Source organism: Vibrio intestinalis (assembly GCF_025195085.2).
Classification (GTDB): Bacteria; Pseudomonadota; Gammaproteobacteria; order Enterobacterales; family Vibrionaceae; genus Vibrio; species Vibrio intestinalis.
The window spans coordinates 132,871-159,205 of sequence record NZ_JANAVY020000003.1 but is presented as its reverse complement, the minus strand read 5'-3'; the positions used below and the strand labels follow the sequence as shown (position 1 = coordinate 159,205).

Below are 26,335 nucleotides of genomic sequence, written 5' to 3'. Positions count from 1 at the left end.
GTGAAAACTACACTAGAGCGGAAATAACACCAACGCTAATAAAGGTTAGCACCATCCAAATAATCGGCAGTTTGAGAGTTTTTAGTAGATAAAAGCCAACGATGACTAAGGCAATATCTAGCGGGCTCATCACTGCGCTGGTAAATACTGGCTGATACAGCGCTGAAACCAGTAAACCAACCACAGCGGCGTTCACACCACTTACCGCGCCAGCGACTTTGGGATTTTGCGCCAGCGATTGCCAGTTCTTTAGCACGCCAAGTAACAACAAGAACCCCGGTACAAACACTGCGATGGTGGCGACTAACGCACCTACAATCGGCGCGTTTGGTTGAAGCTCATAGCCAATGTAAGTGGCAAAGGTAAACATTGGCCCCGGTACAGCTTGCGCTGCGGCATAGCCAGTTAAGAAAGCATCTTGGCTAAGTTGATCGCCAACGATGTTTTGCAGTAAAGGTAGCACCACATGACCACCGCCAAACACTAAGCTACCCGCTTGGAAGAAGTCGTTAAATAGACCAAGCATCGGAGTGAAATGGGCGACAAAAGGTAAACCAATAATCAAAACCGCAAAGATAGCCAATGGTGCGAAGCTCGGTTTGAACGGCTTAGGTTCTGCCGGTGTTTCGCCTTTTAAGTATTTGGCACCGATGAGCGCAGCAATGATGAGTACCACCATTTGGGTCGCAATACTTGGCATAGTGAGCAGGGCGATGGCAGTGACCACGCAAAGTGTTGTTGCTAGCGTGTTCTTGCAGAAGTTCTTGTACATGCCCCAAGCGGCATCAGCAACGACGACCACGGCCAGCAATTTAAGCCCATGGACAATACTTTGGAATGCGCCCGTCTCAGTGACATGGCTACTCACAACCGCAAGCAATACCATGATGAGTACCGAAGGAAGAGTAAAGCCAATAAACGCAGCGCACGCACCAAGCAAACCCCCGCGTTTATAGCCAAGAGCAAAGCCAACTTGGCTAGAGCCAGGGCCTGGCAAAAATTGGCTTAACGCGACAATTTGCGCGTAGTCGCTGTCACTCAGCCACTTCAGTTTTTCGACGAAGGTTTGGCGAAAGTAACCAATGTGCGCAGCAGGGCCGCCGAAGCTTATCCAGCCAAGCCAAAAGAAGGTTTTAAAAATGGTAAACATGGAAGTGAATCCTGCGAATTTAAACTGATCTTACTGTATGAAATGTACTATGATGATTCAAATTGATAGTTTTAATTCTATATATGAATCAAACGGGATAGTGATGGCAGTATCAGATGATATTCAGTGGCGAAACATCGACCTCAACCTACTGGTGACTTTTTCTTATCTCTACCGTTATCGCAGCGTGAGCTTGGCTGCGGAAAAGAGTTTTGTTAGCCAATCGGCAATGAGCCATAGCTTAGCGCGTTTACGAACATTACTTGATGACGCTTTGTTTGAGCGCAAAGGCCATAAGATGGAACCGACGGATCATGCCCATCATATTGCGCCAATCGTGCATCGGTTATTGGACTCCATCACCCATGAACTGCTGACCAAGTCGGTGTTTACCCCAGAAGATTACAATGGTGTGTGTCGGATTGGTTTAACCGATTACGCTGAGTTTATTTTCGCCCCTGTGATTTACGATGCGATACGTGAGCAAGCGCCCAATGCTCAAATCAGTTTTATCAACGTCAATCGCGCTAACTATGTGGCATTGGTCGAAAGCGAAAAACTCGACCTTGTGATCGGCAGTATGCCGGTACTCGATGATAACTTTGATAGCCATTACCTTTATACTGAAAAGCATGTCTGTTTGGCCGATAAGCATAAACTGGCTTTGAATGGAGATCTTGATAAACAGACCTTTGCTAGCATTGAACATGCCTTGGTTAGTCCTGATGGTAGCTTGGCGACTCAAGTGGATAAAAAGCTCGCTGAACATGGCTTAGCACGCAGAGTTACTGTGGCATCGCGTAACTTTTTGACCATTCGTAGTTTATTGAAGCAGCGCCGCTTAATTGCCATCGTGCCGGAAAAAATGGCGATGGCACAGGGGTTTGACGACCAGCTTACCACCTTTAAACCGCCTGTTCCGGTAGCCGACTTTGATATCGCAATGCTGTGGCACACTCGATTATCGGATAGCGAAAAAGGTCAGTGGTTACGAGCGCTAGTCGAGCGGGCGATTTTAAGCCAATAGACGTTTAAGCAAGGTATCGATTAGTTGTTGGTGATTGGTTGTTACGCCCGCCAAATTGCCATATTTAGGCTGATGGCGATCATTTTCTTGAGCATGGTGCCAGCCAATGGTGTGTTCAACAAACTGCTGAGCGAATGCTTCTGATACTTCTAAGCAACCGACCATTACCGTATCCACATAGGTTTGCATGATCGGGCTATTCGCACAGGGTGGCTCTGGTTGCTCAGTGACATACACCCAAATATTGTCACTTTGATTTAAAGGCTGCTCGGTATCGATCTGGTTGATAGGCAGTGAAATGCGTTGGTAGCCTCGCTCACGACGGTCAAACTCTGCAATGGCTTGATCGCCAACTTGCAGCAGCACACCATTTACCAATCCCTCTCCTTGGGTCACCACCAAAGGCGCTAATACGTAACTGTCATCCACTTTACTCCAATGACGGCATAACCCATGAACAACCGCCGGTGTCGCTTGAGATGTTTGGCCTGTCAATTGGCGCGATGCTGAGTTCATTAAACTGCCATAACCAAAAATGTAATCAGCCATAGATGAGGTTTCCAAATCAAGAAAATAGTGAATGTCTACCATACCGATTTTTGGCTGGTGGACTAAAGACAAAAACCATTGTTCTCATAGCCAATAGTTATATGGGTCATTATGACCTTTTAGTGTCTTTTGTTGTTGTTTTGTATGAGTCAAAAAGACTCTCATGTCGTTTGGTTTTCTATTTAACTGTATGAAAATAAAGTAAATTGAATTTGGTATGAATCATGCAATAGAGAGGCAAATGATTTGTATTGGATTGTTAGTTTGCTAAATATCACTGATAAACGAGTAGAAGAAAAGATCCCTGCCGTATTGAGATTGGGTTTTCGTCCATTTTTCTTCCTTGGCGTTTTATACGCTTTTATTGCCATCCCTGTTTGGGTGTGGATGTTTCGTACAGGCCAACCGGCCGCATTGTCAGTTCCGGCACTTTGGTGGCATGTGCATGAGATGTTGTTTGGTTTTGCAATGGCAATTGTAGTTGGTTTTGTGCTTACCGCAGTACAAAACTGGACAGGCATAAATGGCACAAAGAGTTACCGTTTATTAGCCATAGTGGCGCTTTGGATGATACCTCGCTTGCTCTTCTGGAGCCCTGCACCACTGTGGCTAATCTCTATTATTGATGCCCTGTTTTTGGCGTTTGCTGCTTATGAAGTAGCTTGGCGAGTGATGCAAGTGAAAGGGTGGCGTAATTTGTTTTTCGTGCCTTTGTTTGTGTTGGCTATCGTGGCTAATTTTGCCAGCTATGCTTGCGTAAAAGGTATGCCGCCATTTTCCGCTTCAGCAGTATGGCAAGCCATGTTGTGGTGGTTCACTCTACTACTGTCAGTAATGGGCGGACGGGTTATTCCTTTCTTCACTGCTCGTCGTTTTAACACCGATAAGCCTCAGCCGTTAGTGTGGCTAGAGTGGGCTGCAAATCTCCCGCTGCTTGGGTTATTCATATTAAGCTTCTTCCCACTGGCTATGGCGCAGGTAGGGCAGTGGCTAATGGTTGTTGCGGGTGTTGCTCACGGGATTAAAATATTGCGTTGGAAGCCATGGCAAACCTTGGCTGAGCCTTTAGTTTGGTCGCTGCATCTAACCTACATGTGCATCCCGCTGAGCTTATTGGCTCGTGGTTTGTGGCCAAATGCGTTTGCCCAGCACAACATGATTCACTTGTTCGCCATTGGCGCTTTAGCTGGGTTGATTCTTGCGATGATCGCGCGTGTTACCATGGGGCACACAGGTCGAGAAATCTATAAAGGGCCAAAAATGGGATGGGCATTTGCTGCAATTGTACTTGCTGCTTTAGTGCGCGGTTTTGGCGTCGCCTTGTTCCCAAGCTACATGTTGGAAATGATTGATGTGAGTGCTCTGCTTTGGACTTTCGCTTTCGGCATGTTCTTAGTGAAGTTTGGTCATATGTTACTGACACCAAGAGTCGATGGTCATCCGGGCTAAGCGATCACAACGGGTTACAATGAACAAATAGCAAAAGGCTTGGTGGTGACCAAGCCTTTTTCATGTGTGTGATTTATATGTTGCCTTGATTAAAATCTTTCTGGAAATAGAGCACCTTCTGCAAGTAGCGCCTTGCTTCTGCTTTTGGATGTTGCGTAGTCAAGGTGTCATAAACTTGCTTTGGCGTGGCGTTATTGAGCTTTACCATGGCGCGTTTTCGGTCGCTATCAAAGGCGGACAACACACCGCCTGTGCCGCCGTTATACGCTGAAATCATACTAAAGTGGAGCGAGGTTGGGTGCTGCACCTCTTTCAAATAACGGTTCTTCAAAATATAAAAGTAGGCCGCGCCAGTATCGATATTACTCGCTGGGTCAAATAAGTACTCTTTGGTCGGAATACCCGGTTTGTTTTTTACTAGATTGAACACGTCCGCGCCGGCTGTTTTTGGGATCACCTGCATCAAACCATAAGCGCCAGCATGGCTAACGGCGTAAGGGTTAAAGCTACTTTCTGTCTTGATGATTGAGTAAATCAAATCTTCCGATAAGCCATAGCGTTTTGCAGCATCACGAATTAGCCCTGCGTATTGATACTCACGCTGCTCTAGGTGATTTTCTACCATAGATATTTCAACATAGTAGGCCGTGCCTTGTTTAATGGCTTTATCTTGTAAGGCGTGTTCAATTAAATAGTTAGCGTAGCGATTGGCGCGCCACTCCCACTCAATCGGTTTGCCTTCATGGTCGATCACTTGGCCAAGTAAGAATGGTTGGCCGCGCAAGATGGCTTGTTTATCACTAAACAGTTCTGCATGGGCCGGATCAGCGGGCATCAGCAAAGTTTGAACAATGGCTTTTTGCAGCTTCTGTTTTGATTGATATTGAGAAATCGTTGAAACGTAAATCTTGCCTTTATCGAAGTCGATGTGCGCACGAGTGTTATAACCATCAAGGTATTTCACATAGCGATGTTTACCCGCCGCGACAAAATCATCTTCTCCCCAACGCTGCTTAGCGAGTTTAGCGACGTAAGCCAATAGCTGATTAACACTTTGTTGTTGGTTGGGCTGCGAAACGCTTGGTGGCGTTTCTGATGGACAATAACAGGTTTCAGGACGAGGCGAGAGTTCGCATCCGGCCAGTAAAGCGAGTAGTAAATAACTGAGTTTTTTCATTATGGTCAACGAGTCACGTATAGCACAGTGATATTAATCAGTCCGTCAAACAGGGGATAATTATTAGTTTTTGTCGAGATAATAAAAATCCCTCTCAGAGACTGAGAGGGATTGAATAGGGTAGTGACTAGATTGGCAACGAGCGATTAGTTGTTTTTGTGTAGCTCGCTGTTCAGTTCAACCGCCGATTTGTTTGCTAGACATTCAATTTGACCAGTCACAGAGTTGCGACGGAATAGTAGGTCAGAAACACCCGCAAGATCGCGAGCTTTAGCGATTTCAACTTCTTGACCTGTAGAGTCAAGCATGCGCACTTTAGAACCAGCCGTTACGTATAGGCCAGATTCAACCGTACAACGATCGCCTAGTGGGAAGCCAAGACCTGCGTTTGCGCCTAGAAGTGAGTTTTCACCAATAGAAACCACAACTTTACCACCGCCAGATAGTGTACCCATGATAGATGCGCCGCCGCCGATGTCCGAGCCATTGCCTACCACAACACCTGCAGAGATACGGCCTTCAACCATGCTTACGCCTGTTGTACCTGCGTTGAAGTTGATGAAGCCTTCATGCATAACGGTTGTGCCTTCGCCCACGTGTGCGCCAAGACGAACACGAGATGTATCTGCGATACGAACGCCAGCAGGAACCACGTAATCAACCATTTTAGGGAACTTGTCCACGCAATCGACAGAAAGAGCACGACCCGCTAGGCGAGCTTCAATTTGACGATCCGCTAGTTCAGGAAGATCGATCGGGCCTTCGTTAGTCCATGCAATGTTGTGCAGTAGCCCGAAGATGCCGTCTAATACCGTACCGTGTGGTTGAACTAGGCGGTTAGAGATAAGTTGCAGTTTTAGGAAGCCTTCAGCAACAGACTGTGGCTGCTCATCAGTCGCTAGAATAACCAAAACCAGTGGTTGCTCTGATTGCGCTGCTTTTGCTGCAAAAGATGCGTTAGCCGCATCGCCGTTTGCTTCAAATGCCGTCGCAAGCTCTGCGCTTTGCGCTGCTGAGATCTCAATAGCTTGGTTGCCTTGCTCGTAACCGGCTACCGCTGCAACAGCGTTTACTAGTGCGTCGCTAGGGTTAAGAACTGGGTTAGGGAAAAATGCTTCAATGATTTTGCCGTCACGATTCTTTGTCGCCGCACCGAAACCAAGTGAAAAGAAAGCCATAGTCAATCTCCGTATGTTGAGTCTTTTGATTCTCGCCGATTCAATGGCAAGAAATTGGAATTAATTGCTAGCCATCATAAATAGACCGCTTGAGACTTTAAAGCTCAATTTTAGATAAAGTCTGTAGACGGATACGTTTTGTCCGATTAGAGATGTTTTTATCTGACAGGATATTTCGTGGTACAGGACGAATCGAAGAGTAGAGCCATTTTTTATGGCTTTACTCTTCACCAAACCGCCGGTTTAAACGATAGTTACGCCGCTTTCGCCTCCCTTTGAGCCACCGCGACGGCCAACGCAACGGTTGCACCAACCATAGGGTTATTCCCCATACCAATAAAACCCATCATAGCAACGTGGGCAGGCACAGAAGAGCTGCCAGCAAATTGCGCATCGGCGTGCATTCGGCCAAGGGTATCGGTCATGCCGTAAGAGGCAGGGCCTGCGGCCACATTATCAGGATGAAGAGTTCTGCCTGTTCCGCCGCCAGAAGCTACCGAGAAGTAAGGTAGCCCTAAACGGTTTCGCTCTGCTTTATAGATACCCGCCACAGGGTGTTGGAAGCGAGTAGGGTTAGTCGAATTACCAGTAATACTGACATCGACTTGCTCTTTATGCATGATGGCAACCCCTTCACGCACATCATCTGCGCCATAGCAGAGGATGTCACTTCGTGGCCCCTGAGAAAATTGGCGACGTTCTACTTCGTGTAGCTCGCCGGTTTGATAATCGTATTGAGTTCGCACATAGGTAAAACCATTGATGCGGGAAATCAAATACGCGGCATCTTTGCCCAAACCATTGAGAATTACTTTGAGTGGAGAGTGACGGCTTTTGTTTACGTTAAGTGCAATCTTAATTGCGCCTTCAGCTGCGGCAAAAGATTCATGGCCCGCTAAAAAGGCAAAACACTGACTTTGTTCATTTAGAAGACGAGCCGCGAGTGCGCCATGGCCTAAACCCACTTGACGTTGATGGGCGACGCTGCCGGGTTTAGTGACTGCTTGCAAACCTTCGCCGATAATCAGTGCTGCTTGCTCGGCTGTGGTTGCGCCTCGGTAGATAGCGAGAGCTGCGCCCAAAGTATAAGCCTCAGCTGCACTTTCAAATGCGATAGGTTGAGTGTCGAGCACAAGAGCCTGTGCATCGATATGGTGAGATAGGCAGTACTGGCGCGCTTGCTCAAGTGAGGAAAGTTGCATTTCGTTGAGTAGCTCAGTGATTGCAGGGTTGTATTGAGTGTTCATGGCGAGTCTCCTAACTAAGCTTGGCGAGGGTTAATTGTGGTCACGGCTTCATCAAAACGGCCATAACAGCCAGTAGCAGCGATTGCTGCTTGATCGGAGGGCGTACCTTCGTTGATGGCTTTCATTAACTTGCCAAGGTTTAGGTATTGATAACCGATAACCTCGCGGTTTTCATCGAGGGCAAGTTGAGTGACATAACCCTCTGCCAACTCCATATAGCGAACCCCCTTAGCTTTAGTTGCATAACTGGTGCCCACTTGGCTGCGCTGAGTTTGGCCTAAGTCTTCCAGTGCTGCGCCAATTTCCAAACCTCCTTCAGAGAAAGCAGATTGGCTGCGGCCGTATACGAACTGAAGGAAAATTTCGCGCATTGCGACATTGATGGCATCGCAGACAAGATCAGTGTTGAGTGCTTCGAGGATGGTTTTTCCGGTTAGGATTTCAGCCGCCATGGCTGCTGATTGGGTCATACCTGAGCAACCAATCGTTTCAATCAAGGCTTCTTCAATGATGCCCTGTTTTACATTCAAAGTGAGCTTAGCTGCGCCTTGCTGCGGAGCGCAGGCGCCAACCCCATGGCTTAGGCCGGATATGGCGATCACATCTTTTGGGTTAACCATTGCACCTTCAATTGGAATCGGTGCAGATGCGTGCAGTTGGCCCCGTTGAATTGGGCACATGGATTGAACTTCGTGTGAATATTGCATGATGTTTTCCCAGTGTTTATCTGCTAATCGAGCATGTAAATGGCTGATTGAGATAGATTTTGTTATGAGAAAACAGGCAGGGTTGGAAAGAGTTAGCTTGCTCACTACAGAACTCATAACGCATCGATAGTTATAATTTGATGCGTTTATCCAACAGGCGAACCTGTTTTCGTTTCTGTAGGAGTCATCAGCATGTTGCGGTTTTAACGCTATCGTTAAGGTGGAACCCCATCACCATGGCGACATCATAGCGCCAAAAAAGTGTGATCGACAACAAGCTTTTTAGACCGTGTAGCACTAAAAAAACGGCTCTCTATATGGATATGAATATATCGAGGTAAATAGTTCGACAAGTTTAGGCGAAGGTAAATAGCGGACATAAAAAAGCCCGATGCAATGCATCGGGCTTTTAATTGAGACTTTACTTCTATACCCGAGGGTATAACTGATTGGCGCTGCGCTTTTCGCGCTTATATATGCTTTATTATCTCTTTTTGAGATTATCCAACCATCTGCTCGTTGAGCGCGAGCAGTGTAAGCAAAATTACTTGCTTAGGTCTTCTGAGTGCTCAGATAGGAACGCTGCTACACCTTTTGGTGATGCATCCATACCTGCTTTACCTTCTTCCCATTGCGCTGGGCAAACTTCACCGTTTTTCTGGTGGAAGTTTAGAGCGTCAACCATGCGTAGCATTTCGTCGATGTTACGGCCTAGTGGTAGGTCGTTAACAACTTGGTGACGTACAAGGCCGTCTTCGTCGATTAGGAAAGAACCACGGAAAGCAACGCCAGCTTCTGGGTGCTCTACATCGTACGCTTTGCAGATTTCGTGCTTAACGTCAGCGATTAGTGGGTACTTAACTTGACCGATACCGCCATCTTCGATAGCAGTGTTACGCCATGCGTTGTGTGAGAACTGAGAATCGATTGAAACGCCGATTACTTCAACGCCTTTCGCTTTGAAATCTTCAAAACGGTTGTCGAATGCGATTAGCTCAGATGGGCAAACGAAAGTGAAATCTAGTGGGTAGAAGAAAACAACCGCTTTCTTACCTTTAGTGAATTCTGCAAAGTTGAAGTTATCAACGATTTCGCCGTTACCAAGAACAGCTGCAGCAGTAAAATCTGGGGCTTGACGACCAACTAGTACCATTTTTTTGCTCCTAAATATTTTTTAGTTCCAAACCGTTACAGTAGTGATTCGGTTCGGTCCGTGTTTGAACGAGACAAACTATAGTACAGACTGTACTATGGAAAAAAGCGAATTAAATAGATTGAGCTAATCGAAAAATACGATGAAAAGTTCAATGTAATCTCACAGTAGTAAAAAAATGAATAAATGGCCTAGTCTCAAACAATTACATTACCTTGTTACCTTGCATGAAACCCGTCATTTTAGCGATGCTGCAGAGCGCTGTTTCGTTAGTCAGTCGACACTCAGTAAAGGCATTCAAAACCTCGAAGAGCTGATTGGTTGCCCGCTCTATGAAAAGAAAGATAAAAAGAGTCCACTTGTCTTTACTCAAGCAGGAGAGCTGATTGTTCAGCAAGGACGAGATCTATTAGCGAAAGGGCAAGACTTAGTTGAGCTTGGCCGTTTATGCCAAGGCGGAGAAATGGAAGGCCAGCTTAGAGTCGGCTGTATCCCGACCATTGCACCCTTCTTACTGTGTGATTTGGTGCAAGAGGTCAATCAGCGTTTTCCTAGCTTAAATATGTTGCTGCGTGAAGATACCACAACCAATTTGTTGGCTGCGCTGCGCCATGGCGAGTTGGATGTGTTGATTCTTGCTTTGCCTGTAGAGATTGATGGCATGGAAAGCCGCATTGTAGGCAATGACCCATTCCGTATGATCATTAGCCGCAATCAAGCGGATGCGATTAAGACACCAATTAAATATGACGACTTACCGGATGAGTCGGTTTTCTTATTAGAGAAAGAACATTGCTTAACGGAACACGCAGTATCGGCTTGTCAGCTAACCGATAAAGAGAAGATAAATCCATTCTCGGCGACAAGTCTACATACTCTAGTGCAGATGGTGGCCAATGGCTTAGGTACAACCTTTATTCCTCAAATGGCCATCGACCATGGTTTGATTGAGAACCAAAATTTAGTCGTAGTGGATGCCCCTGGGCAGCAAGCTCACCGTCATATTGGTTTGGTTTGGCGACCAAGCTCTTCTCGTGTAAATACGTTTAATCAACTGGCGGATGTGGTTTCTGAACTGCTTTAGCCATTAGTATTAGCCAAAAAACTGAGCTGTTACCCATAAAGCGCACTGATATAAGTGCGCTTTTTAGTATTTAATTCTGCTGGTAAGATTTAACTTGTAAAATTTTACAAGAAATTATTTTTGAAGCTTTCATTAAATTGTGAAATTTCACAATGTTAATTTTACACTTTTATATCTCTCCTCTGTTTAAAACTATATAGCTAGCATTTCATATATTGCTGATTTATTTAGATAAAATCACTGCTCTAATAATTCAAACGTTTGTTTTAATCTTATAAACAGCTCGAATTTTACTGAAAATTAATTACGTAATAACTTACATCATCCTTCACTGAAACAACCGTTTAGCCCTCACCGCATAAAACTTCAAACTTCGCTTTTGGGGTTTTCCTATAAATCGCCTTGGTATAAGTTAATTAAAGGCTCAGTAAGACCTATGTCTAGATTGAAATATCAATCTAACTGACGGAAAGTGAAGTCATCGAGCAAACAAATAACGAATAAATGGAAAGCAAAAATTGCTTGCAATGTTGTTTAATAGTTACAAATGTAATTTGAACTACGGATTTAAAGGAAGAAATCATGCTTGCGCTAGACCCAGAAAAAACAACAAAAACCGAAGCTCAAGAAACCTTATCCCTGTTATCAACAGTGGGTAGTGTTTCTCCTCAGCATCAAGAAATTTTCCCGACGGAAGCCCAAACTTTCTTATCGCTGTTGTGCCACAAGTTTGCACCTCAAGTAGAGCAACTGCTGCAGGCCCGCGAGACAAAACAAACTCAAATTGATGCGGGTGAGCTACCGGACTTTCTGCCAGAGACTCAAGACATTCGAGAAGGCAGTTGGAAGATCTTAGGGATTCCGCAAGATCTGCAAGATCGCCGAGTGGAAATTACGGGGCCAACTGACCGTAAAATGGTGATTAATGCATTGAACGCGAATGTGAAAGTGTTCATGGCAGACTTTGAAGACTCGATGTCTCCTGCGTGGGAGAAGGTACTCGATGGTCAAGTAAACCTGCGTGATGCGGTGAATAACACCATTAGCTACACCAATCCAACGAATGGCAAGCAGTATCAATTGTCTGAAGATCCGGCGGTGTTGATCTGCCGCGTACGTGGCCTACATCTCAAAGAGAAACACGTCACTTTTAATGGTGAGGTTATCCCTGGCGCGCTGTTTGATTTCGCACTCTATTTCTATAACAACCACCAAGCCTTGCTGAAAAAAGGCAGTGGTCCGTATTTCTATCTGCCTAAGTTGCAATCTCATCATGAAGCAAAGTGGTGGAGTGACGTTTTCCATTTCACTGAAGAGTATTTTGGCCTCAATACCGGCACGATCAAAGCGACGGTGTTGATTGAAACACTACCCGCCGTGTTTGAAATGGATGAGATTTTGTTCTCACTCAAAGAGCACATTGTTGGCCTTAACTGTGGCCGCTGGGATTACATCTTTAGCTACATCAAAACATTGAAAAGACACCCCGATCGCGTGCTGCCGGATCGACAGGTGGTGACAATGGATAAGCCTTTCCTAAATGCTTACTCGCGTTTATTGGTAAGGACTTGTCATAAACGTGGTGCGTTTGCGATGGGGGGAATGGCCGCCTTTATCCCAGCCAAAGACGCCACTGAAAACCAAAAAGTGTTGGATAAAATCCAAACTGATAAATCACTGGAAGCAAACAACGGCCATGATGGCACATGGGTAGCGCACCCAGGGCTTGCGGATACCGCCATGGAGGTGTTCAGCCAAGTGCTTGGTGAGCGAACCAATCAGCTAGAAGTAAGCCGAAATCAAGATGCACCAATTTCAGCGCAAGATCTGCTTGAACCGTGTTCGGGGGAACGCACAGAGCAAGGTATGCGACACAATATTCGTGTTGCGCTGCAATACATTGAGGCTTGGATTTCTGGCAATGGCTGTGTGCCGATTTATGGCCTGATGGAAGATGCTGCGACAGCGGAAATCTCTCGCGCATCAATTTGGCAATGGATTCAACACGGCAAAGATCTCGATAACGGCCAGACAGTGACCAAAGCACTATTTGAGCAATATCTGGCGGAAGAGATTGAAGTCGTCAAACAAGAAATCGGTGAGCAGCGTTATCGAGCAGGGCGCTTTACGGAAGCGGCGGACTTGATGGCTAAGCTGACCACCAGTGATGAATTAACCAATTTCTTAACCGTTCCGGGTTATGACTACTTGGATTGATTCGCACTAAATACATTTAAACCTACCAATACGTGAAGGAATGCTAGCGGATAAGGATGTACCGCTCTGCACATAACAGCGCACTGCGCAATGATAAGAGGGATAGACCAATGACACTAACTCGACGCCAACAAATCGAAGCTCTTGAAAAAGACTGGGCAACTAATCCACGTTGGAAAAACGTAAAACGTCCGTACACGGCCGAAGAAGTCGTGCAACTACGCGGCTCAATTACGCCAGCCAATACCATTGCTCAGCGTGGTGCTGATAAGTTGTGGTCACTGGTCAACGGTGATGCGAAAAAAGGCTATGTGAACTGTTTGGGTGCGCTAACAGGCGGTCAAGCAGTGCAGCAAGCGAAAGCGGGTATCGAAGCGATTTATCTATCAGGTTGGCAGGTAGCTGCGGATAACAACACAGCTTCAACCATGTACCCAGACCAATCTCTATACCCAGTTGATTCTGTGCCATCGGTAGTAAAACGCATCAATAACTCGTTCCGCCGCGCTGACCAAATTCAGTGGTCAAATGGCAAAACTCCCCAAGACGAGGGTGGCGTGGATTACTTCCTACCGATTGTTGCCGATGCGGAAGCTGGCTTTGGCGGCGTACTAAATGCGTATGAACTGATGAAGTCTATGATTGAAGCGGGCGCTGCAGGGGTTCACTTTGAAGACCAATTAGCGTCAGTGAAGAAATGTGGTCACATGGGCGGTAAGGTTCTTGTTCCCACTCAAGAGGCAGTGCAAAAGCTGGTGGCGGCTCGCTTGGCGGCGGATGTAGCAGGTACAACGACCTTGGTGATTGCTCGTACTGATGCTAATGCGGCAGATTTGATGACATCCGATTGCGACCCATACGATAAAGACTTTATTGAAGGTGAGCGCACTTGTGAAGGCTTCTACAAGGTTCGAGCTGGTATCGATCAAGCAATCGCTCGCGGCCTTGCTTATGCGCCATACGCCGATTTAATCTGGTGTGAAACCGCGACGCCTTGTTTGGAAGAAGCGCGCAAATTCGCGGAAGCGATTCATGCAGAATACCCAGATCAGCTACTGGCCTACAACTGTTCGCCTTCGTTCAACTGGGAAAAGAACCTAGACTCAGAGACGATTGCCAAGTTCCAGCAAGAACTGTCGGATATGGGCTACAAATACCAGTTCATTACGCTAGCGGGCATTCATAACATGTGGTTCAACATGTTCGAACTGGCGCACTCTTATGCACAAGGCGAAGGTATGCGTCATTACGTAGAGAAGGTTCAGCGCCCTGAGTTTGAAGCCGCAGAGAAGGGTTACACCTTCGTTGCGCACCAGCAAGAGGTGGGGACTGGCTATTTCGATAAGATGACTAATGTCATTCAGGGAGGCAACTCGTCAGTGACGGCGCTGTCAGGCTCTACTGAAGAAGACCAGTTCTAACCGGTTGAGTTGATGTTCGGAATGAGTACCAAGCGAGTGTTTAGCGCTTGGTACTTTTATTAAGGATACGATTTTAAGGCATAACGTTGATGTTCTTTGAGCGGCGCAAGCCGCTCTTTTTTGTCCTAAATCCTGTTATGCGAGCTTAAAGAACGCCAGCAAATCTTTCTGCTTAGCAGCCAGTGATGATAGCTCTTCACTCGCTTTCTTGCTTTGCTCAATACCTGCGACGTTTTGGTTAACGATATCAAAGGTCATCGAGACGTTTTGCGAAATATCCTGAGTCACCCCAGATTGCTCTTCAGACGCAGTCGCGACTTGAGTATTCATATCCGAGATAAGAGAGACCGACTCAGAGATAGAGGCAAAAGCCGAGCGTAGCGCTTCACTGTAACGACGAGAATCTTCCGCCAATAACATGTTCGACTGCATAAATTCATTGGCATCTTTCGCCTGAGCTTGCAGACGAGAAATGATCTCTTGAATATCCACTGTCGATTTTTGCGTTTTCGCCGCAAGTGAACGAACTTCATCGGCAACCACCGCAAAGCCTCGGCCTTGCTCGCCTGCACGCGCAGCTTCAATCGCGGCGTTAAGTGCGAGTAAGTTGGTCTGCTCTGAAATGGAGTTAATCACTTCGACCACGCTACCAATCTCAACAGAGTACTCTTGTAGTTGGTTAACGATCTTCGAGGTTTCATCGATAGAGTTTTCTACTTTACGTGAAATCTCGTCTGAAGAATCAAGCGATACACTGCCTTCCCCAACCGTGGTTGTTGCCGAAGATGCTGCATTTTCCGCATTGGAGGCATTCATACTCACTTCACTCGCGGTACTAGACAGCTCATTGATCGCTGTTGCAATTTGCTCAACTTGACTAAGCTCTTTTTGCGCGTTGTTTTCGGTTTCACTCATGACGGCGGTCAGCTCTACCGACGCTGAAGACACGCTGTCTGATATTTGATGGAAGCCATCGATAATACGCTGTAGCTCTTGGCGCATCTGCAAAATATTGGCGTAAATGCCAGTTTCTTTACCTGTGACAGGAATCTGTTTTGAAAGATCCCCTGAGGCAACTTCTGCGACAATTTGTTGAATGTCACTCGGCTCGCCACCCACCACTTTTAATACATTCTTGTAGATGCTAGACGCAATACCAAGGCCTAAAATCACCGCAAAAATCGAGATGATGGTTAAGGTAGTTTGTGCATTCGAGAAACGATCTACCATCTCGGGACCCACTTGGTCTTGGCGGTCTTTGGTTGAAAGTTTTAATTCTTCGATGGTTTGTGCTGCGGATGCACCGACAACATCAAGTGTGTTGGTAATGATGTCATTGCGCGCATTAATCGTCTCAACCACCTGAGTAAAGGTTGCTTGATAGGTCGTAAAAGCTTTTGTGAAGGCATCAAAGTGTTTTACTTGGGCGGACGAAAATAGCAAGTCATCGACGGTTGTCGCTAACTGAGTCACCTTTTCGAACTCTTGCAATGCACGCTGAGCATCTTGATTGGCATTGGTGGTTAAAAATTTGGATGCGTATAGGCGAGACAGAAGCAAGTGTTGCTGCAAATCGCCGGCGGCAACCGCGACTGGCATATCATTTTCTTGCGCTGCTTGGTTCATGATGCTGCTGACCGCTTTGCGCATCTCTAATCCCGCAGGGTCAAGTTGCCGCGTAACAAGCTCATTACGCTGATCAACTAATACCACTACTTTGTCAAAACCTTGTCGATATTGAACAAGTTGAGATTGGATACTTTCAAAGTCACTACGGTGCGCATCATCAACATGAGAGTTGATCACCTCTTCAACGAGAGAGACTGCTGTATCGATGCGTTGATTTAACTCAGTAATGTTTGATGAGTCGTGATCCTTGATGTATTTAAGAGCGGAAAGTCGAGCTTCCAGAATGTTTGCTTGAACTCGTCCTGTTGAGACACTGGTTAAGGCTAAACCACGGTAGGTATTAAACCCATTACTCGATTGATAGAAACGGTAAGAGGCCACCACTGCAATAACCAAAATTAAGGCGAGAACAACGCCAAAACCCATGGTTAATAATTTTTTTAAACTCATACAAGTTCCTATGTGAGTCTGACTTTTGTAGGAACTGACGTCTGTGCAACTTTATTCTAATAGTAAGGGTTAGTATAAAATCTTATCGATATAATACTAAATAATTAATTGGGGTTATTTTTGTAAGGTGTGACTAGTGTGTGTGGTTGGATATAAAGTGACCTCTGTTGAGGGCGCAACCCTCAACAGGAATGAGATTTTTAGCCCAAATATGCTTATTCGACTTCTTCTGGCTCAACTTCTTCTTGCAACTCTAGCAAGTTGATGGCTATCGAAACAAAGTCACTGTCGGTAATGATGCCGACCAACTGACCTTTATCCACCACCGGTAAACAGCCCACTTTGTGCTTTTGCATGTAGATAGCGGCTTCTTTAAGTCCGGCTCTTGGTTCAACCGACATAACGCTAGTATGCATTACTTGATGCAGCGGGGTACTTAAGGTGAAAGATTGATTCTCAGGAATGGCTTGCAAGCTGGATTCTTGCGCTGCCAATACATCTCGCTGGGAAACGATACCGAGCAACTTGCGGTCGGCGTCGATAATGGGCACGTGACGAATATCGAGCGCTTCCATAGTGTGCTTGGCATCTTCAAGTAGATGAGAGCGTAACAGTGTGTGTGGGTTACGGGTCATCATGTCTTCAATCTTTATCATGGTAACCTCCATTTCATTGTAATTATTGCTCGTCGATCAAAACGAACTCCTTACTAATTACTATAGGAATAAATGGCACTACTTTTTGGGATACGCCCCCGCTTTCTAGGCAAAATTTTACCAATTTAGACAGTAAACAATTCCTGACATTGGCAAGCGAAATGTTTGCCAGGTTAGGCACTGCTTGGCTTATCGTTATAAACAAAAACACCCGCCGAAGCGGGTGTGAGTAGAAGAGGGTATTGGCTTACAGTTTAAAGAAACCAAGTAGGTGTTTTTGCTCTGCGGCAAGGCTTGAAAGCTCTTCACTTGCTTTTTGGCTCTCTTCAACGCCGGTTACGTTTTGGTTCACGATGTCGAAGGTCAGCGATACGTTTTCAGAGATATCTTGAGTTACGCTTGATTGCTCTTCTGACGCGGTCGCAACGTGAGTATTCATATCTGAGATTTGCGTTACTGACGCTGCAATTGATACAAAAGATTCACCAAGCTGTTGGCTGATTTCACGGGAATCTTCAACCAACGTCATGTTGGTGGACATGTACTTGTTCGCTTCTTCTGCTTGAGTTTGCAGACGCGAAATGATCTCTTGAATATCGACAGTTGATTGTTGCGTCTTAGCTGCTAGTGAGCGTACTTCATCGGCCACGACTGCAAAACCACGACCTTGTTCACCTGCGCGGGCAGCTTCGATTGCCGCGTTCAAAGCAAGTAGGTTAGTTTGCTCTGAAATCGTGTTGATGACCTCTACTACAGTACCAATCTCAATTGAGTATTCTTGCAATTGGTTAACGATACGAGTGGTCTCTTCAATCGAGTGTTCAACTTTACGTGATACATCGTCAGAAGCGCGAAGTGCGGCTTGACCTGTTTCAACGTTATCTGTCGCGCCAGAGGCTGCGTGTTCAGCCGTTGATGCGTTTTGGCTTACTTCAGAAGCGGTGCTTGAAAGCTCGTTAATCGCAGTCGCAATTTGTTCCACTTGGCTTAGCTCTTGTTGAGCATTGGCTTCGGTTTGCGTCATTACCGCAGCAAGCTCTACCGATGCTGAAGAGACACTGTCTGAGATGTTATGGAAACCATGGATAATACGGCGCAGTTCAGAGCGCATCTCAAGGATGTTCGCGTAGATACCCGTCTCGTTGCCTGTGGTCTCTATCTCACTTGAAAGGTCACCCTTAGACACTTGCTGAACCAAGTTTTGAATGTCTGTCGGTTCACCGCCTACAACACGGTTGATGTTGCGGTAGATGAAGTAAGCGACACTCAGCGCGATAATGGTTGCGATGATAGAGAGTAGGGTAATGATGGTTTCTGCACTGTTAAGTGAGTTAACCATGTTGGGGCCAACAGTATCTTGCTCTTGCTTAGTTGCGAGCTTGATGCTCTCAATCGTATCGGCAGATTGGTCGCCCAATACATCGAGTTTGTTAGCAATGATCTGATTGCGCTGGTTGATGGTATCGACAATGCCATCAAATGCTTGGGTGTAGCTTTGGAATGAGATTTCAAACAGGTTGAACTGCTGGCTTTGAGTATTGGTGTGAACGGTGTTTTCCAACGCTTGGGCGCGGTTTGCGATCACTTTGAACTCTTGTTTAGCAAGCTGTGCATCTTGTGGGTCATTGTTGATCAAAAACTTCACAGCGTAGAGGCGAGCCATCAGTACGCTCTCTTGCAGCTCACCAGCATATAGGCCAACTTCTGAATCACCTGAGTTATGCGAGGCTAACATCAGTTGCGAGAGAACCTGCTGCATCTTAGCGCCACTAGGGTCAAGTTGGTCGTGAACCAAAGCGTTACGCTGCTTAATTAGTGATACCACGCGGTTGAACTCCGCTTGGTATTGGGTCATTTGCTTTTCGATAGCATTGAACTCACTCACGTGAGCATCTTTCAGCGCTAAATGGGTTGTTTCGTCGATCAGATTCAGCGTCGATTTGATACGTTGATCAAATTCCACTAGGCTCTGCGGGTCTTGGGTTTTGATGTACTTGTTGACGGCTAGGCGGGACTCAAGCAAGTTGGCCTGAATACGGCCACTGTTAACACTAGCAAGAGCAAGGTTTCTGTAGGTGTTAAACCCTTGATTTGTATCGCTAAAGCGAAATACAGAAATCGCTGAAGTGATAAGAAGTAATAAAATAATGCTCCCGAACCCATAAGTGAGTTGCTGTTTTAGTGTCATCTTTTCCACCTAAATAAATCGTTGACTACAAGAATGATGAATGCCGCTGTTATCGTTATTTTTGTTGTGTTGAAATATTTTCTTACAAAATAAATGAGATCTCTATCAAATTTATAAAATTAAATTTTGCTTTAGGTGTAAATATATAATTCCAGATAATGAGCAAAGTTTGATTACAGTTTCTTTCCTTGCCTTTAACTCGCCCGCGCATATACTAGTCGGCTGCGAAAAACCGTAGCTTTTTCTCCCTGATTAACCCGATTAAGACGAACAACATGCAAGTATCTGATTTTCACTTTGATCTGCCTGATGAGCTGATTGCTCGTTACCCGCAACCAGAACGCACCGCTAGCCGTTTATTGCAACTTGATGGCAATACAGGTTCGCTGGTGGATGGAACATTTACCGATGTGTTGGATAACATTGAAGCTGGTGATTTGGTGGTGTTTAACAACACTCGCGTGATCCCTGCTCGTATGTTTGGTCGCAAGGAATCAGGTGGCAAGTTAGAAGTACTTGTAGAGAGAATGCTCGACGAAAGCAGCATTTTGGCGCACGTTCGCTGCTCAAAGTCACCAAAACCGGGTACGACCATTATTGTTGGTGACAATGATGAATACGCGGCTGAAATGGTGGCACGTCACGATGCGCTGTTTGAACTGAAATTTAACTCAGATAAAACCGTGCTAGAAATTCTTGAGCAGATTGGCCACATGCCGTTGCCGCCTTATATTGATCGTCCTGATGAAGATGCCGATAAAGAGCGCTACCAAACGGTTTACAACCAAAAGCCGGGTGCCGTTGCTGCGCCAACCGCAGGTTTGCACTTTGATGATGTTTTGATTGATAAGATCAAAGCAAAAGGCGCGGAACTGGCGTATGTTACTTTGCACGTGGGTGCGGGTACATTCCAGCCAGTGAAAGTGGACAATATTAATGACCACCACATGCATGCTGAATATGTTGAAGTACCGCAAGAAGTGGTTGATGCAATCAATGCCACTAAAGCGCGTGGCGGTAAAATTGTAGCAGTAGGTACAACTTCTGTTCGTTCTCTAGAGAGCGCAGCACAAGATGCACTGAAGAAAGGGACAGAGCTAGCGCCATTTTTTGGTGATACTGAAATCTTTATCTTCCCTGGCTACCAATACCAATTAGTGGATTGCTTAATTACTAACTTCCACTTGCCAGAATCAACACTCATTATGTTAGTTAGCGCATTTGCTGGCTACGACAATACGATGAACGCGTATAAACACGCAGTAGAAAACAATTACCGTTTCTTCTCGTATGGTGATTCGATGTTCATCAAAAAGAAAACCGCATAATTGAAATAGATAGTTTACGAGTGCTAGCAGTAGGCTAGGAAGAGTTTAAAAGGCTCATCTCGCAAGGAAGGCGACCGCTCCTATACCTGCCATGTTTGGCGCTGCAATCTTTGATTGCTGCACTAATCAATGAGGGTAGTGAGCATGGACAATAAACCGCCATGCTTTGAATAATAAGTCAGACTGTTTCTCTGACACCGGAGGCTTCGTGAAGTTAAAATTTGATCTTAAAAAGACCGATGGCGTTGCACGTCGTGGTCAACTAACGTTTGAGCGCGGTACTGTTCAAACTCCAGCATTCATGCCAGTAGGTACTTACGGTACGGTTAAAGGCATGACTCCAGAAGAAGTTAAAGGCACTGGTGCTGAAATTCTTCTAGGTAACACATTCCACCTATGGCTTCGTCCTGGTCAAGAAGTGATGAAAATGCACGGCGACCTGCACGATTTTATGAACTGGCAAGGTCCTATCCTGACTGATTCAGGCGGTTTCCAAGTATTCAGCCTAGGTAAAATGCGTAAAATCACTGAGCAAGGTGTTCACTTCCGTAACCCGGTAAACGGTGACAAGATTTTCATGGACGCAGAAAAGTCGATGGAAATCCAAAAAGACCTTGGCTCTGACATCGTCATGATTTTCGATGAATGTACACCATACCCAGCGACTCACGCAGAAGCGAAAAAGTCGATGGAAATGTCTCTACGTTGGGCACAGCGTTCACGTGACCACTTCGATAAGCTAGAAAACCCGAACAACCTATTTGGTATCGTTCAAGGTGGTGTTTACGAAGACCTACGTGATGTATCTGTAAAAGGCCTAACTGAAATCGGTTTTGATGGTTACGCAGTAGGCGGCCTAGCAGTAGGTGAGCCGAAAGAAGACATGCACCGCATGCTAGAGCACACGTGCCCTCAACTTCCTGAAGACAAACCTCGTTACTTAATGGGTGTTGGCAAACCGGAAGATTTGGTAGAAGGTGTACGTCGCGGTATCGACATGTTTGACTGTGTAATGCCAACGCGTAACGCACGTAATGCTCACCTGTTTGTGACTGGTGGTGTGATCAAGATCCGTAATGCGAAATATAAAACGGATACAACACCATTAGATCCGCACTGTGACTGTTACACTTGTCAGAACTACTCTAAGTCTTATTTACATCACTTAGAGCGTTGTAATGAAATTTTGGGTGCACGTCTAAACACCATCCATAACCTTCGTTACTACCAACGCCTAATGGAAAGCATTCGTAAGGCGATTGATGAAGATCGTTTCGATGCATTTGTGCAAGAGTTCTACGCGCGTCGTGACCGCGAAGTGCCGCCATTGCAAAAAGAACTGCAAAAAGAGCAGTAATAGTTAACCAGTAATTTAAAAGCCTTTGACCGCCGTGTCAGAGGCTTTTGCTAATAAATTAAGCGAAAGTCAGATATTTTTGAGAGTGCGATCTCTATTAGGAGCGCCAACCCTTGAAAATAAAAGGCTAAAGCCCAATTTGTTGGATAATCAAAAAAATAATAGAGGATGTTTTAATGTTTATTTCTCAAGCTCACGCAGCAGCTGAAGGTGCACCAGCAGGTGGCGGTTTCCAAATGATTATCATGCTTGCGATGTTCGCAGTGATTTTCTACTTCATGATTTACCGTCCACAGTCTAAGCGTGTTAAAGAACACAAGAGCCTAATGGCTTCTATGGGTAAAGGTGATGAAGTTCTTACTGGCGGTGGTCTAGTAGGTAAAATCACTAAGATCTCTGAAGACAACGATTACATCACTATCGAGCTAAACGCAAACAACGAAGTGGTTATCAAGAAAGACTTCGTAACTGCAGTGCTACCAAAAGGTACGCTTAAGTCTCTATAAAACAGCTAAAGGATCCTCGCTGTGCTAAACCGTTATCCTTTGTGGAAGTACCTAATGGTGATGTTTGCCATCGCCATTGCTGCTTTATACGCACTTCCCAACTTATACGGTGAAGATCCGGCAATTCAAGTTACAGGGGCGCGTGGCGCCTCTGTAGATATGGCTACGCTGGATTCTGTCACTCAAGCTCTCGATAAGCAGAGCCTCTCCTACAAAACCATTGCTCTCGAAAATGGTTCTATTCTTGTTCGTTTCAACGACACCGACACTCAGCTGAGTGCGCGTGACGTAGTCAGTGAAGCACTAGGTAAAGACAAAATTGTTGCGCTTAACCTTGCTGCATCAACGCCTGATTGGCTAGAAGCTATTGGCGCGTCGCCAATGAAGCTGGGTCTTGACCTACGTGGTGGTGTTCACTTCTTGATGGAAGTGGATATGGATGCCGCGATGGACAAACTGGTTGGTCAACAAGAAGAAGGTTTTAGAACTGAACTTCGTGAAGAGAAAATTCGCTACCGTTCGATTCGTCCATCAGGTAAAGAAGCCGTTGAGATTGTTCTACGTAATGAACAACAACTGGTTGATTCCAAGCGTCTGCTAGAGAAAAATCACCCAGATATGGTCTTCACTGAATCTACGGCGAATGGTCGTTTCGCATTAGTTGCGACATTCTCTGAGCAACGTCTTACTGAAATTCGTAACTACGCTGTAGAGCAAAACATCACCATCCTTCGTAACCGTGTTAACGAACTGGGTGTTGCTGAGCCGTTGGTTCAGCGCCAAGGTGCTGCTCGTATCGTAGTTGAGCTACCAGGTGTTCAAGACACTGCTCGCGCGAAAGAAATTCTAGGTGCTACAGCAACGCTAGAGTTCCGTGAAGTTGACTCAAAAGCTGACCTAGCAGCAGCGGCTCGTGGCCGTGCGCCAGCGGGTAGCGAAATCAAGCTAGACCGTGATGGTCGCCCAGTTGTGCTTAAGAAGCGCGTTATTCTTGGTGGTCAAAGCATCACGGATGCAAGTTCAAGCGTTGATGAATATGGTCGTCCGCAAGTTAACATCTCACTAGACAGTGAAGGTGGTAACAAGATGTCTGCGTTCTCTAAGAAAAACATCGGTAAGCTAATGGCGACGGTGTTTGCAGAGTACAAAGACAGTGGTCGTCGCACGCCAGAAGGCAAAGTGATTCTTGATAAGCATGAAGAAGTGATCAACCAAGCAACGATTCAATCAGCGCTTGGCCGTAACTTCCGCATTACAGGTATCGACTCTGCTGCTGAAGCGCACAACCTAGCTCTACTACTACGTGCTGGTGCTCTTATCGCACCTATCTCTATCGTTGAAGAACGTACCATTGGTCCATCAATGGGTCAGCAAAACATCGATATGGGTATCCAAGCATGTATCTGGGGCATGGTTGCGGTAATGCTATTTACGCTAGTTTACTACCGTAAATTCGGCATCATCGCCAACATGGCGCTCATGGCGAACCTTATTCTTATTATTGGTGTGATGTCGATGATTCCAGGCGCAACAATGACGCTCCCTGGTATTGCCGGTATCGTATTAACCGTAGGTATGGCCGTCGATGCCAACGTACTGATCTTTGAGCGTATCCGTGAAGAGCTACGCGAAGGGCGTTCCCCTCAACAAGCGATTCACCAAGGCTACGCTAATGCGTTCAGTACCATCGCCGATGCGAACATTACCACGCTTATCACTGCAATCATTCTGTTTGCGGTAGGTACGGGTGCAATTAAAGGTTTCGCGGTAACACTATCTATCGGTATTTTGACCTCTATGTTTACAGCTATCGTGGGTACCCGTTGTGTGGTTAACCTACTGTACGGCGGTAAGCGCGTAGATAAACTGTCGATCTAAGGCTAGGAATTAATATGTTTCAGATTCTAAAAGCAGAAAGTACGATCGACTTTTTACGTTGGTCTAAATTCGCCTTTGTGTTCTCTTTGCTAATGATTGGCGCGTCTATCTTTACTCTTTCAACCAAATGGTTGAACTGGGGTCTAGATTTTACTGGCGGTACGCTAATCGAAGTTGGCTTTGAGCAACCTGCAAACCTTGAAGAAATTCGTACAGCACTGCAAGCGGAAGGTTTCGGTGATGCAACGGTACAAAACTTCGGTAGTGCACGTGAGGTAATGGTTCGTCTACGTCCGCGTGATGACATGTCAGGTGAGACACTAGGTAACCAAATCATTAACGCAATTAAACAAGGTACGGGTGAATCGGTAGAGATGCGCCGTATTGAGTTTGTTGGTCCGAACGTGGGTGATGAGCTAACAGAAGCGGGTGGTCTCGCGATCCTTGTTTCTCTTATTTGTATCCTGATTTACGTATCGGTTCGATTTGAATGGCGTTTGGCTGCGGGTGCGGTTATGGCACTGGCGCACGATATCATCATTACCTTGGGCGTGTTCTCGATCATGCAGATCGAGGTAGACCTAACCATCGTAGCAGCATTGCTTACGGTAGTCGGTTACTCGCTCAACGATACCATCGTTGTATTTGACCGGATTCGTGAAAACTTCCGTCGTATGCGTAAAGGTGAACCAGCTGAAGTGATCAACAGCGCGGTAACTCAAACATTGAGCCGTACATTGATTACCTCTGGTACAACGTTATTCGTGGTTATTGCATTGTTCACTCAAGGTGGTGCAATGATTCACGGCTTCGCAACGGCACTTCTACTTGGTATCACGGTTGGTACTTACTCGTCTATCTACGTAGCTTCGGCTCTAGCTTGGCGTCTAGGTATTACTAAAGAACACTTGATGCCACCGCAAGTAGAAAAAGAAGGTGCAGAGTTCGACGAAATGCCATAAGGCCTTGTTTAAAGGCAATGGCTAGAAACTCGTATTAAGCCGCTGCTCGTCAGCGGCTTTGTTCTATCTGGAAGGTGATATGCGAACACGATTGTTGTCGTTAATGTGGTTAAGCCTTGTTTCTCACTCGGCTTTTGCGGCAAATTCATTGGCCGTTTTGACGCCTAAAACGGTATTAGAATCGAGCCATCAAGCAGAGTTCTATGTTTGTGAAGAAGCGCCAAAGGTTTGGTGTAATGATGATTGGCGCTACTACCGTGTCAGCTTCTTTGCTCAAATTCAACCGGAACTAAAGCCCACTCAGTTACAGCTTCTTGCGCCATTTTCTTCTCATGATTATTCCCAAGTTCAACTCAATTTGCGCCGCGATGGTTTTCAACTATTGCGCGTTGCACAAGGCGATAATGTGTTTGATGTCGAGCAGCAAATCGCAGGTGCTGAAAACGACGCTCAGCTCGCTGAAGTTGATAAAGCCTTAGTGCTGTTTCTTAATCGTACGCTTCGAGAAGACAACGTTGAGCAAGTTTGGCGTAATGAAACTTGGCAGGCGCGATTGCTCAAACAGAACGATATGATTGAACTGCACTTAAGCGATCAAGAGAATAAGTAACCTTATACCCACTTATGTTGGTATGATGAATAAACACTAATAATAAGGAATCGAGCAATGCCACATTTACGTTTTAGAGCTGTAGAACCACAAACGGTACAAACCCTATCAAAGCCGTTAATCGATGAGCTGCAACCTTACATGGATTGCCCTCGTGAAGATTTCACCTTTGAGTATGTATACACTACTTTTTATCATGAAAGCGAAGTGAGCGCGGCGTACCCATTTGTTGAAGTACTCTGGTTTGATCGCGGCCAAGAGAAGCAAGATGCTGTGGCTCGCATTATTACTAAGCAAGTACGCGAAGTGATTGGTCAAGATGTGGATGTAGCCGTTATCTTTACCGCACTGAACGCGAGCGGTTACTACGATAATGGCGAGCATTACTAAAGAGTCGATTTGAAATAGGGAA

General features: G+C 45.8%; 22 protein-coding genes and 1 riboswitch. Of the genes, 12 read left to right on the top strand and 10 right to left on the bottom strand.

Going from position 1 to position 26,335, the window contains the following annotated elements; all coding sequences use genetic code 11:
• Nucleotides 1-7: 7 nt before the first annotated feature.
• Complete coding sequence (gene chrA, locus MU515_RS07125; RefSeq protein WP_260259735.1) at nucleotides 8-1,150, bottom strand: chromate efflux transporter; 1,143 nt, start codon at nucleotides 1,148-1,150, stop codon at nucleotides 8-10.
• Between the two features lie 103 nt (nucleotides 1,151-1,253).
• Here chrA and MU515_RS07120 point away from each other — a divergent pair, with 103 nt between their 5' ends.
• The gene (locus tag MU515_RS07120) at nucleotides 1,254-2,177 is read left to right on the top strand and encodes a LysR family transcriptional regulator (protein ID WP_260259734.1); all 924 of its coding nucleotides are present in this window, start codon (nucleotides 1,254-1,256) and stop codon (nucleotides 2,175-2,177) included.
• On the opposite strand, the gene MU515_RS07115 is transcribed toward MU515_RS07120, so the two are convergent.
• The gene (locus MU515_RS07115; protein ID WP_260259733.1) at nucleotides 2,166-2,726 is read right to left on the bottom strand and encodes a gamma-glutamylcyclotransferase family protein; all 561 of its coding nucleotides are present in this window, start codon (nucleotides 2,724-2,726) and stop codon (nucleotides 2,166-2,168) included. The genes MU515_RS07120 and MU515_RS07115 overlap by 12 nt on opposite strands.
• A gap of 264 nt (nucleotides 2,727-2,990) precedes the next feature.
• On the opposite strand from MU515_RS07115, the gene MU515_RS07110 reads away from it, so the two are divergent.
• On the top strand, nucleotides 2,991-4,175 hold the full coding sequence (locus MU515_RS07110) for an NnrS family protein (protein WP_260259732.1): 1,185 nt from the start codon (nucleotides 2,991-2,993) through the stop codon (nucleotides 4,173-4,175).
• Nucleotides 4,176-4,248: 73 nt separating this feature from the next.
• On the opposite strand, the gene mltC is transcribed toward MU515_RS07110, so the two are convergent.
• The 5 genes from mltC to MU515_RS07085 all read right to left on the bottom strand — a co-directional run bounded on the left by mltC (nucleotide 4,249) and on the right by MU515_RS07085 (nucleotide 9,637).
• Nucleotides 4,249-5,352, bottom strand: coding sequence for a membrane-bound lytic murein transglycosylase MltC (gene mltC / locus MU515_RS07105; RefSeq protein WP_260259731.1), 1,104 nt, complete (start codon nucleotides 5,350-5,352; stop codon nucleotides 4,249-4,251).
• A gap of 146 nt (nucleotides 5,353-5,498) precedes the next feature.
• The gene (dapD, locus tag MU515_RS07100) at nucleotides 5,499-6,530 is read right to left on the bottom strand and encodes a 2,3,4,5-tetrahydropyridine-2,6-dicarboxylate N-succinyltransferase (RefSeq protein WP_260259730.1); all 1,032 of its coding nucleotides are present in this window, start codon (nucleotides 6,528-6,530) and stop codon (nucleotides 5,499-5,501) included.
• 254 nt (nucleotides 6,531-6,784) lie between these two features.
• On the bottom strand, nucleotides 6,785-7,777 hold the full coding sequence (locus MU515_RS07095) for a GGGtGRT protein (protein ID WP_260259729.1): 993 nt from the start codon (nucleotides 7,775-7,777) through the stop codon (nucleotides 6,785-6,787).
• A gap of 14 nt (nucleotides 7,778-7,791) precedes the next feature.
• Complete coding sequence (locus MU515_RS07090; RefSeq protein ID WP_260259931.1) at nucleotides 7,792-8,484, bottom strand: iron-sulfur cluster assembly scaffold protein; 693 nt, start codon at nucleotides 8,482-8,484, stop codon at nucleotides 7,792-7,794.
• Between the two features lie 171 nt (nucleotides 8,485-8,655).
• A riboswitch (Fluoride riboswitch) is annotated at nucleotides 8,656-8,729 on the bottom strand.
• A 299-nt stretch (nucleotides 8,730-9,028) separates the two neighbouring features.
• Entirely contained in the window at nucleotides 9,029-9,637 is a 609-nt protein-coding gene (locus MU515_RS07085; RefSeq protein WP_260259728.1) for a peroxiredoxin C, read from the bottom strand.
• A gap of 178 nt (nucleotides 9,638-9,815) precedes the next feature.
• On the opposite strand from MU515_RS07085, the gene MU515_RS07080 reads away from it, so the two are divergent.
• The 3 genes from MU515_RS07080 to aceA all read left to right on the top strand — a co-directional run bounded on the left by MU515_RS07080 (nucleotide 9,816) and on the right by aceA (nucleotide 14,359).
• Nucleotides 9,816-10,721 (top strand): hydrogen peroxide-inducible genes activator, encoded by a 906-nt coding sequence (locus tag MU515_RS07080; RefSeq protein ID WP_260259727.1) that lies wholly within the window; start codon nucleotides 9,816-9,818, stop codon nucleotides 10,719-10,721.
• A 582-nt stretch (nucleotides 10,722-11,303) separates the two neighbouring features.
• A complete protein-coding gene (aceB, locus tag MU515_RS07075) occupies nucleotides 11,304-12,938 on the top strand; it encodes a malate synthase A (RefSeq protein ID WP_260259726.1) in 1,635 nt (544 codons plus the stop codon).
• Between the two features lie 110 nt (nucleotides 12,939-13,048).
• Entirely contained in the window at nucleotides 13,049-14,359 is a 1,311-nt protein-coding gene (gene aceA, locus MU515_RS07070) for an isocitrate lyase (protein WP_260259725.1), read from the top strand.
• A 135-nt stretch (nucleotides 14,360-14,494) separates the two neighbouring features.
• Here the strand turns inward: aceA and MU515_RS07065 are convergent, their stop codons facing one another.
• The 3 genes from MU515_RS07065 to MU515_RS07055 form a co-directional block, all read right to left on the bottom strand.
• Nucleotides 14,495-16,438: a HAMP domain-containing methyl-accepting chemotaxis protein gene (locus tag MU515_RS07065; RefSeq protein WP_260259724.1), complete on the bottom strand. Its 1,944-nt coding sequence runs from the start codon at nucleotides 16,436-16,438 to the stop codon at nucleotides 14,495-14,497.
• 215 nt (nucleotides 16,439-16,653) lie between these two features.
• Nucleotides 16,654-17,094 (bottom strand): CBS domain-containing protein, encoded by a 441-nt coding sequence (locus tag MU515_RS07060; RefSeq protein WP_260259723.1) that lies wholly within the window; start codon nucleotides 17,092-17,094, stop codon nucleotides 16,654-16,656.
• A gap of 247 nt (nucleotides 17,095-17,341) precedes the next feature.
• Nucleotides 17,342-19,282, bottom strand: coding sequence for a HAMP domain-containing methyl-accepting chemotaxis protein (locus tag MU515_RS07055; protein ID WP_260259722.1), 1,941 nt, complete (start codon nucleotides 19,280-19,282; stop codon nucleotides 17,342-17,344).
• 275 nt (nucleotides 19,283-19,557) lie between these two features.
• On the opposite strand from MU515_RS07055, the gene queA reads away from it, so the two are divergent.
• The 7 genes from queA (at nucleotide 19,558) to MU515_RS07020 (ending at nucleotide 26,313) form a co-directional block, all read left to right on the top strand.
• Nucleotides 19,558-20,610, top strand: a complete 1,053-nt coding sequence (gene queA, locus MU515_RS07050; protein WP_260259721.1) for a tRNA preQ1(34) S-adenosylmethionine ribosyltransferase-isomerase QueA — start codon at nucleotides 19,558-19,560, stop codon at nucleotides 20,608-20,610.
• A 208-nt stretch (nucleotides 20,611-20,818) separates the two neighbouring features.
• Nucleotides 20,819-21,967, top strand: coding sequence for a tRNA guanosine(34) transglycosylase Tgt (gene tgt, locus MU515_RS07045; protein WP_260259720.1), 1,149 nt, complete (start codon nucleotides 20,819-20,821; stop codon nucleotides 21,965-21,967).
• Nucleotides 21,968-22,143: 176 nt separating this feature from the next.
• Nucleotides 22,144-22,473 (top strand): preprotein translocase subunit YajC, encoded by a 330-nt coding sequence (gene yajC, locus MU515_RS07040; RefSeq protein WP_260259719.1) that lies wholly within the window; start codon nucleotides 22,144-22,146, stop codon nucleotides 22,471-22,473.
• Between the two features lie 21 nt (nucleotides 22,474-22,494).
• Nucleotides 22,495-24,351: a protein translocase subunit SecD gene (gene secD, locus MU515_RS07035; RefSeq protein WP_260259718.1), complete on the top strand. Its 1,857-nt coding sequence runs from the start codon at nucleotides 22,495-22,497 to the stop codon at nucleotides 24,349-24,351.
• A gap of 14 nt (nucleotides 24,352-24,365) precedes the next feature.
• Nucleotides 24,366-25,313 carry a protein translocase subunit SecF gene (secF, locus tag MU515_RS07030; RefSeq protein WP_260259717.1) on the top strand — a complete coding sequence of 316 codons (948 nt, stop codon included), beginning with the start codon at nucleotides 24,366-24,368 and terminating at the stop codon, nucleotides 25,311-25,313.
• Nucleotides 25,314-25,392: 79 nt separating this feature from the next.
• Nucleotides 25,393-25,923, top strand: a complete 531-nt coding sequence (locus tag MU515_RS07025; RefSeq protein ID WP_260259716.1) for a hypothetical protein — start codon at nucleotides 25,393-25,395, stop codon at nucleotides 25,921-25,923.
• Between the two features lie 57 nt (nucleotides 25,924-25,980).
• Nucleotides 25,981-26,313 (top strand): DUF1904 domain-containing protein, encoded by a 333-nt coding sequence (locus MU515_RS07020; protein WP_260259715.1) that lies wholly within the window; start codon nucleotides 25,981-25,983, stop codon nucleotides 26,311-26,313.
• The last annotated feature ends 22 nt before the right edge of the window (nucleotides 26,314-26,335 follow it).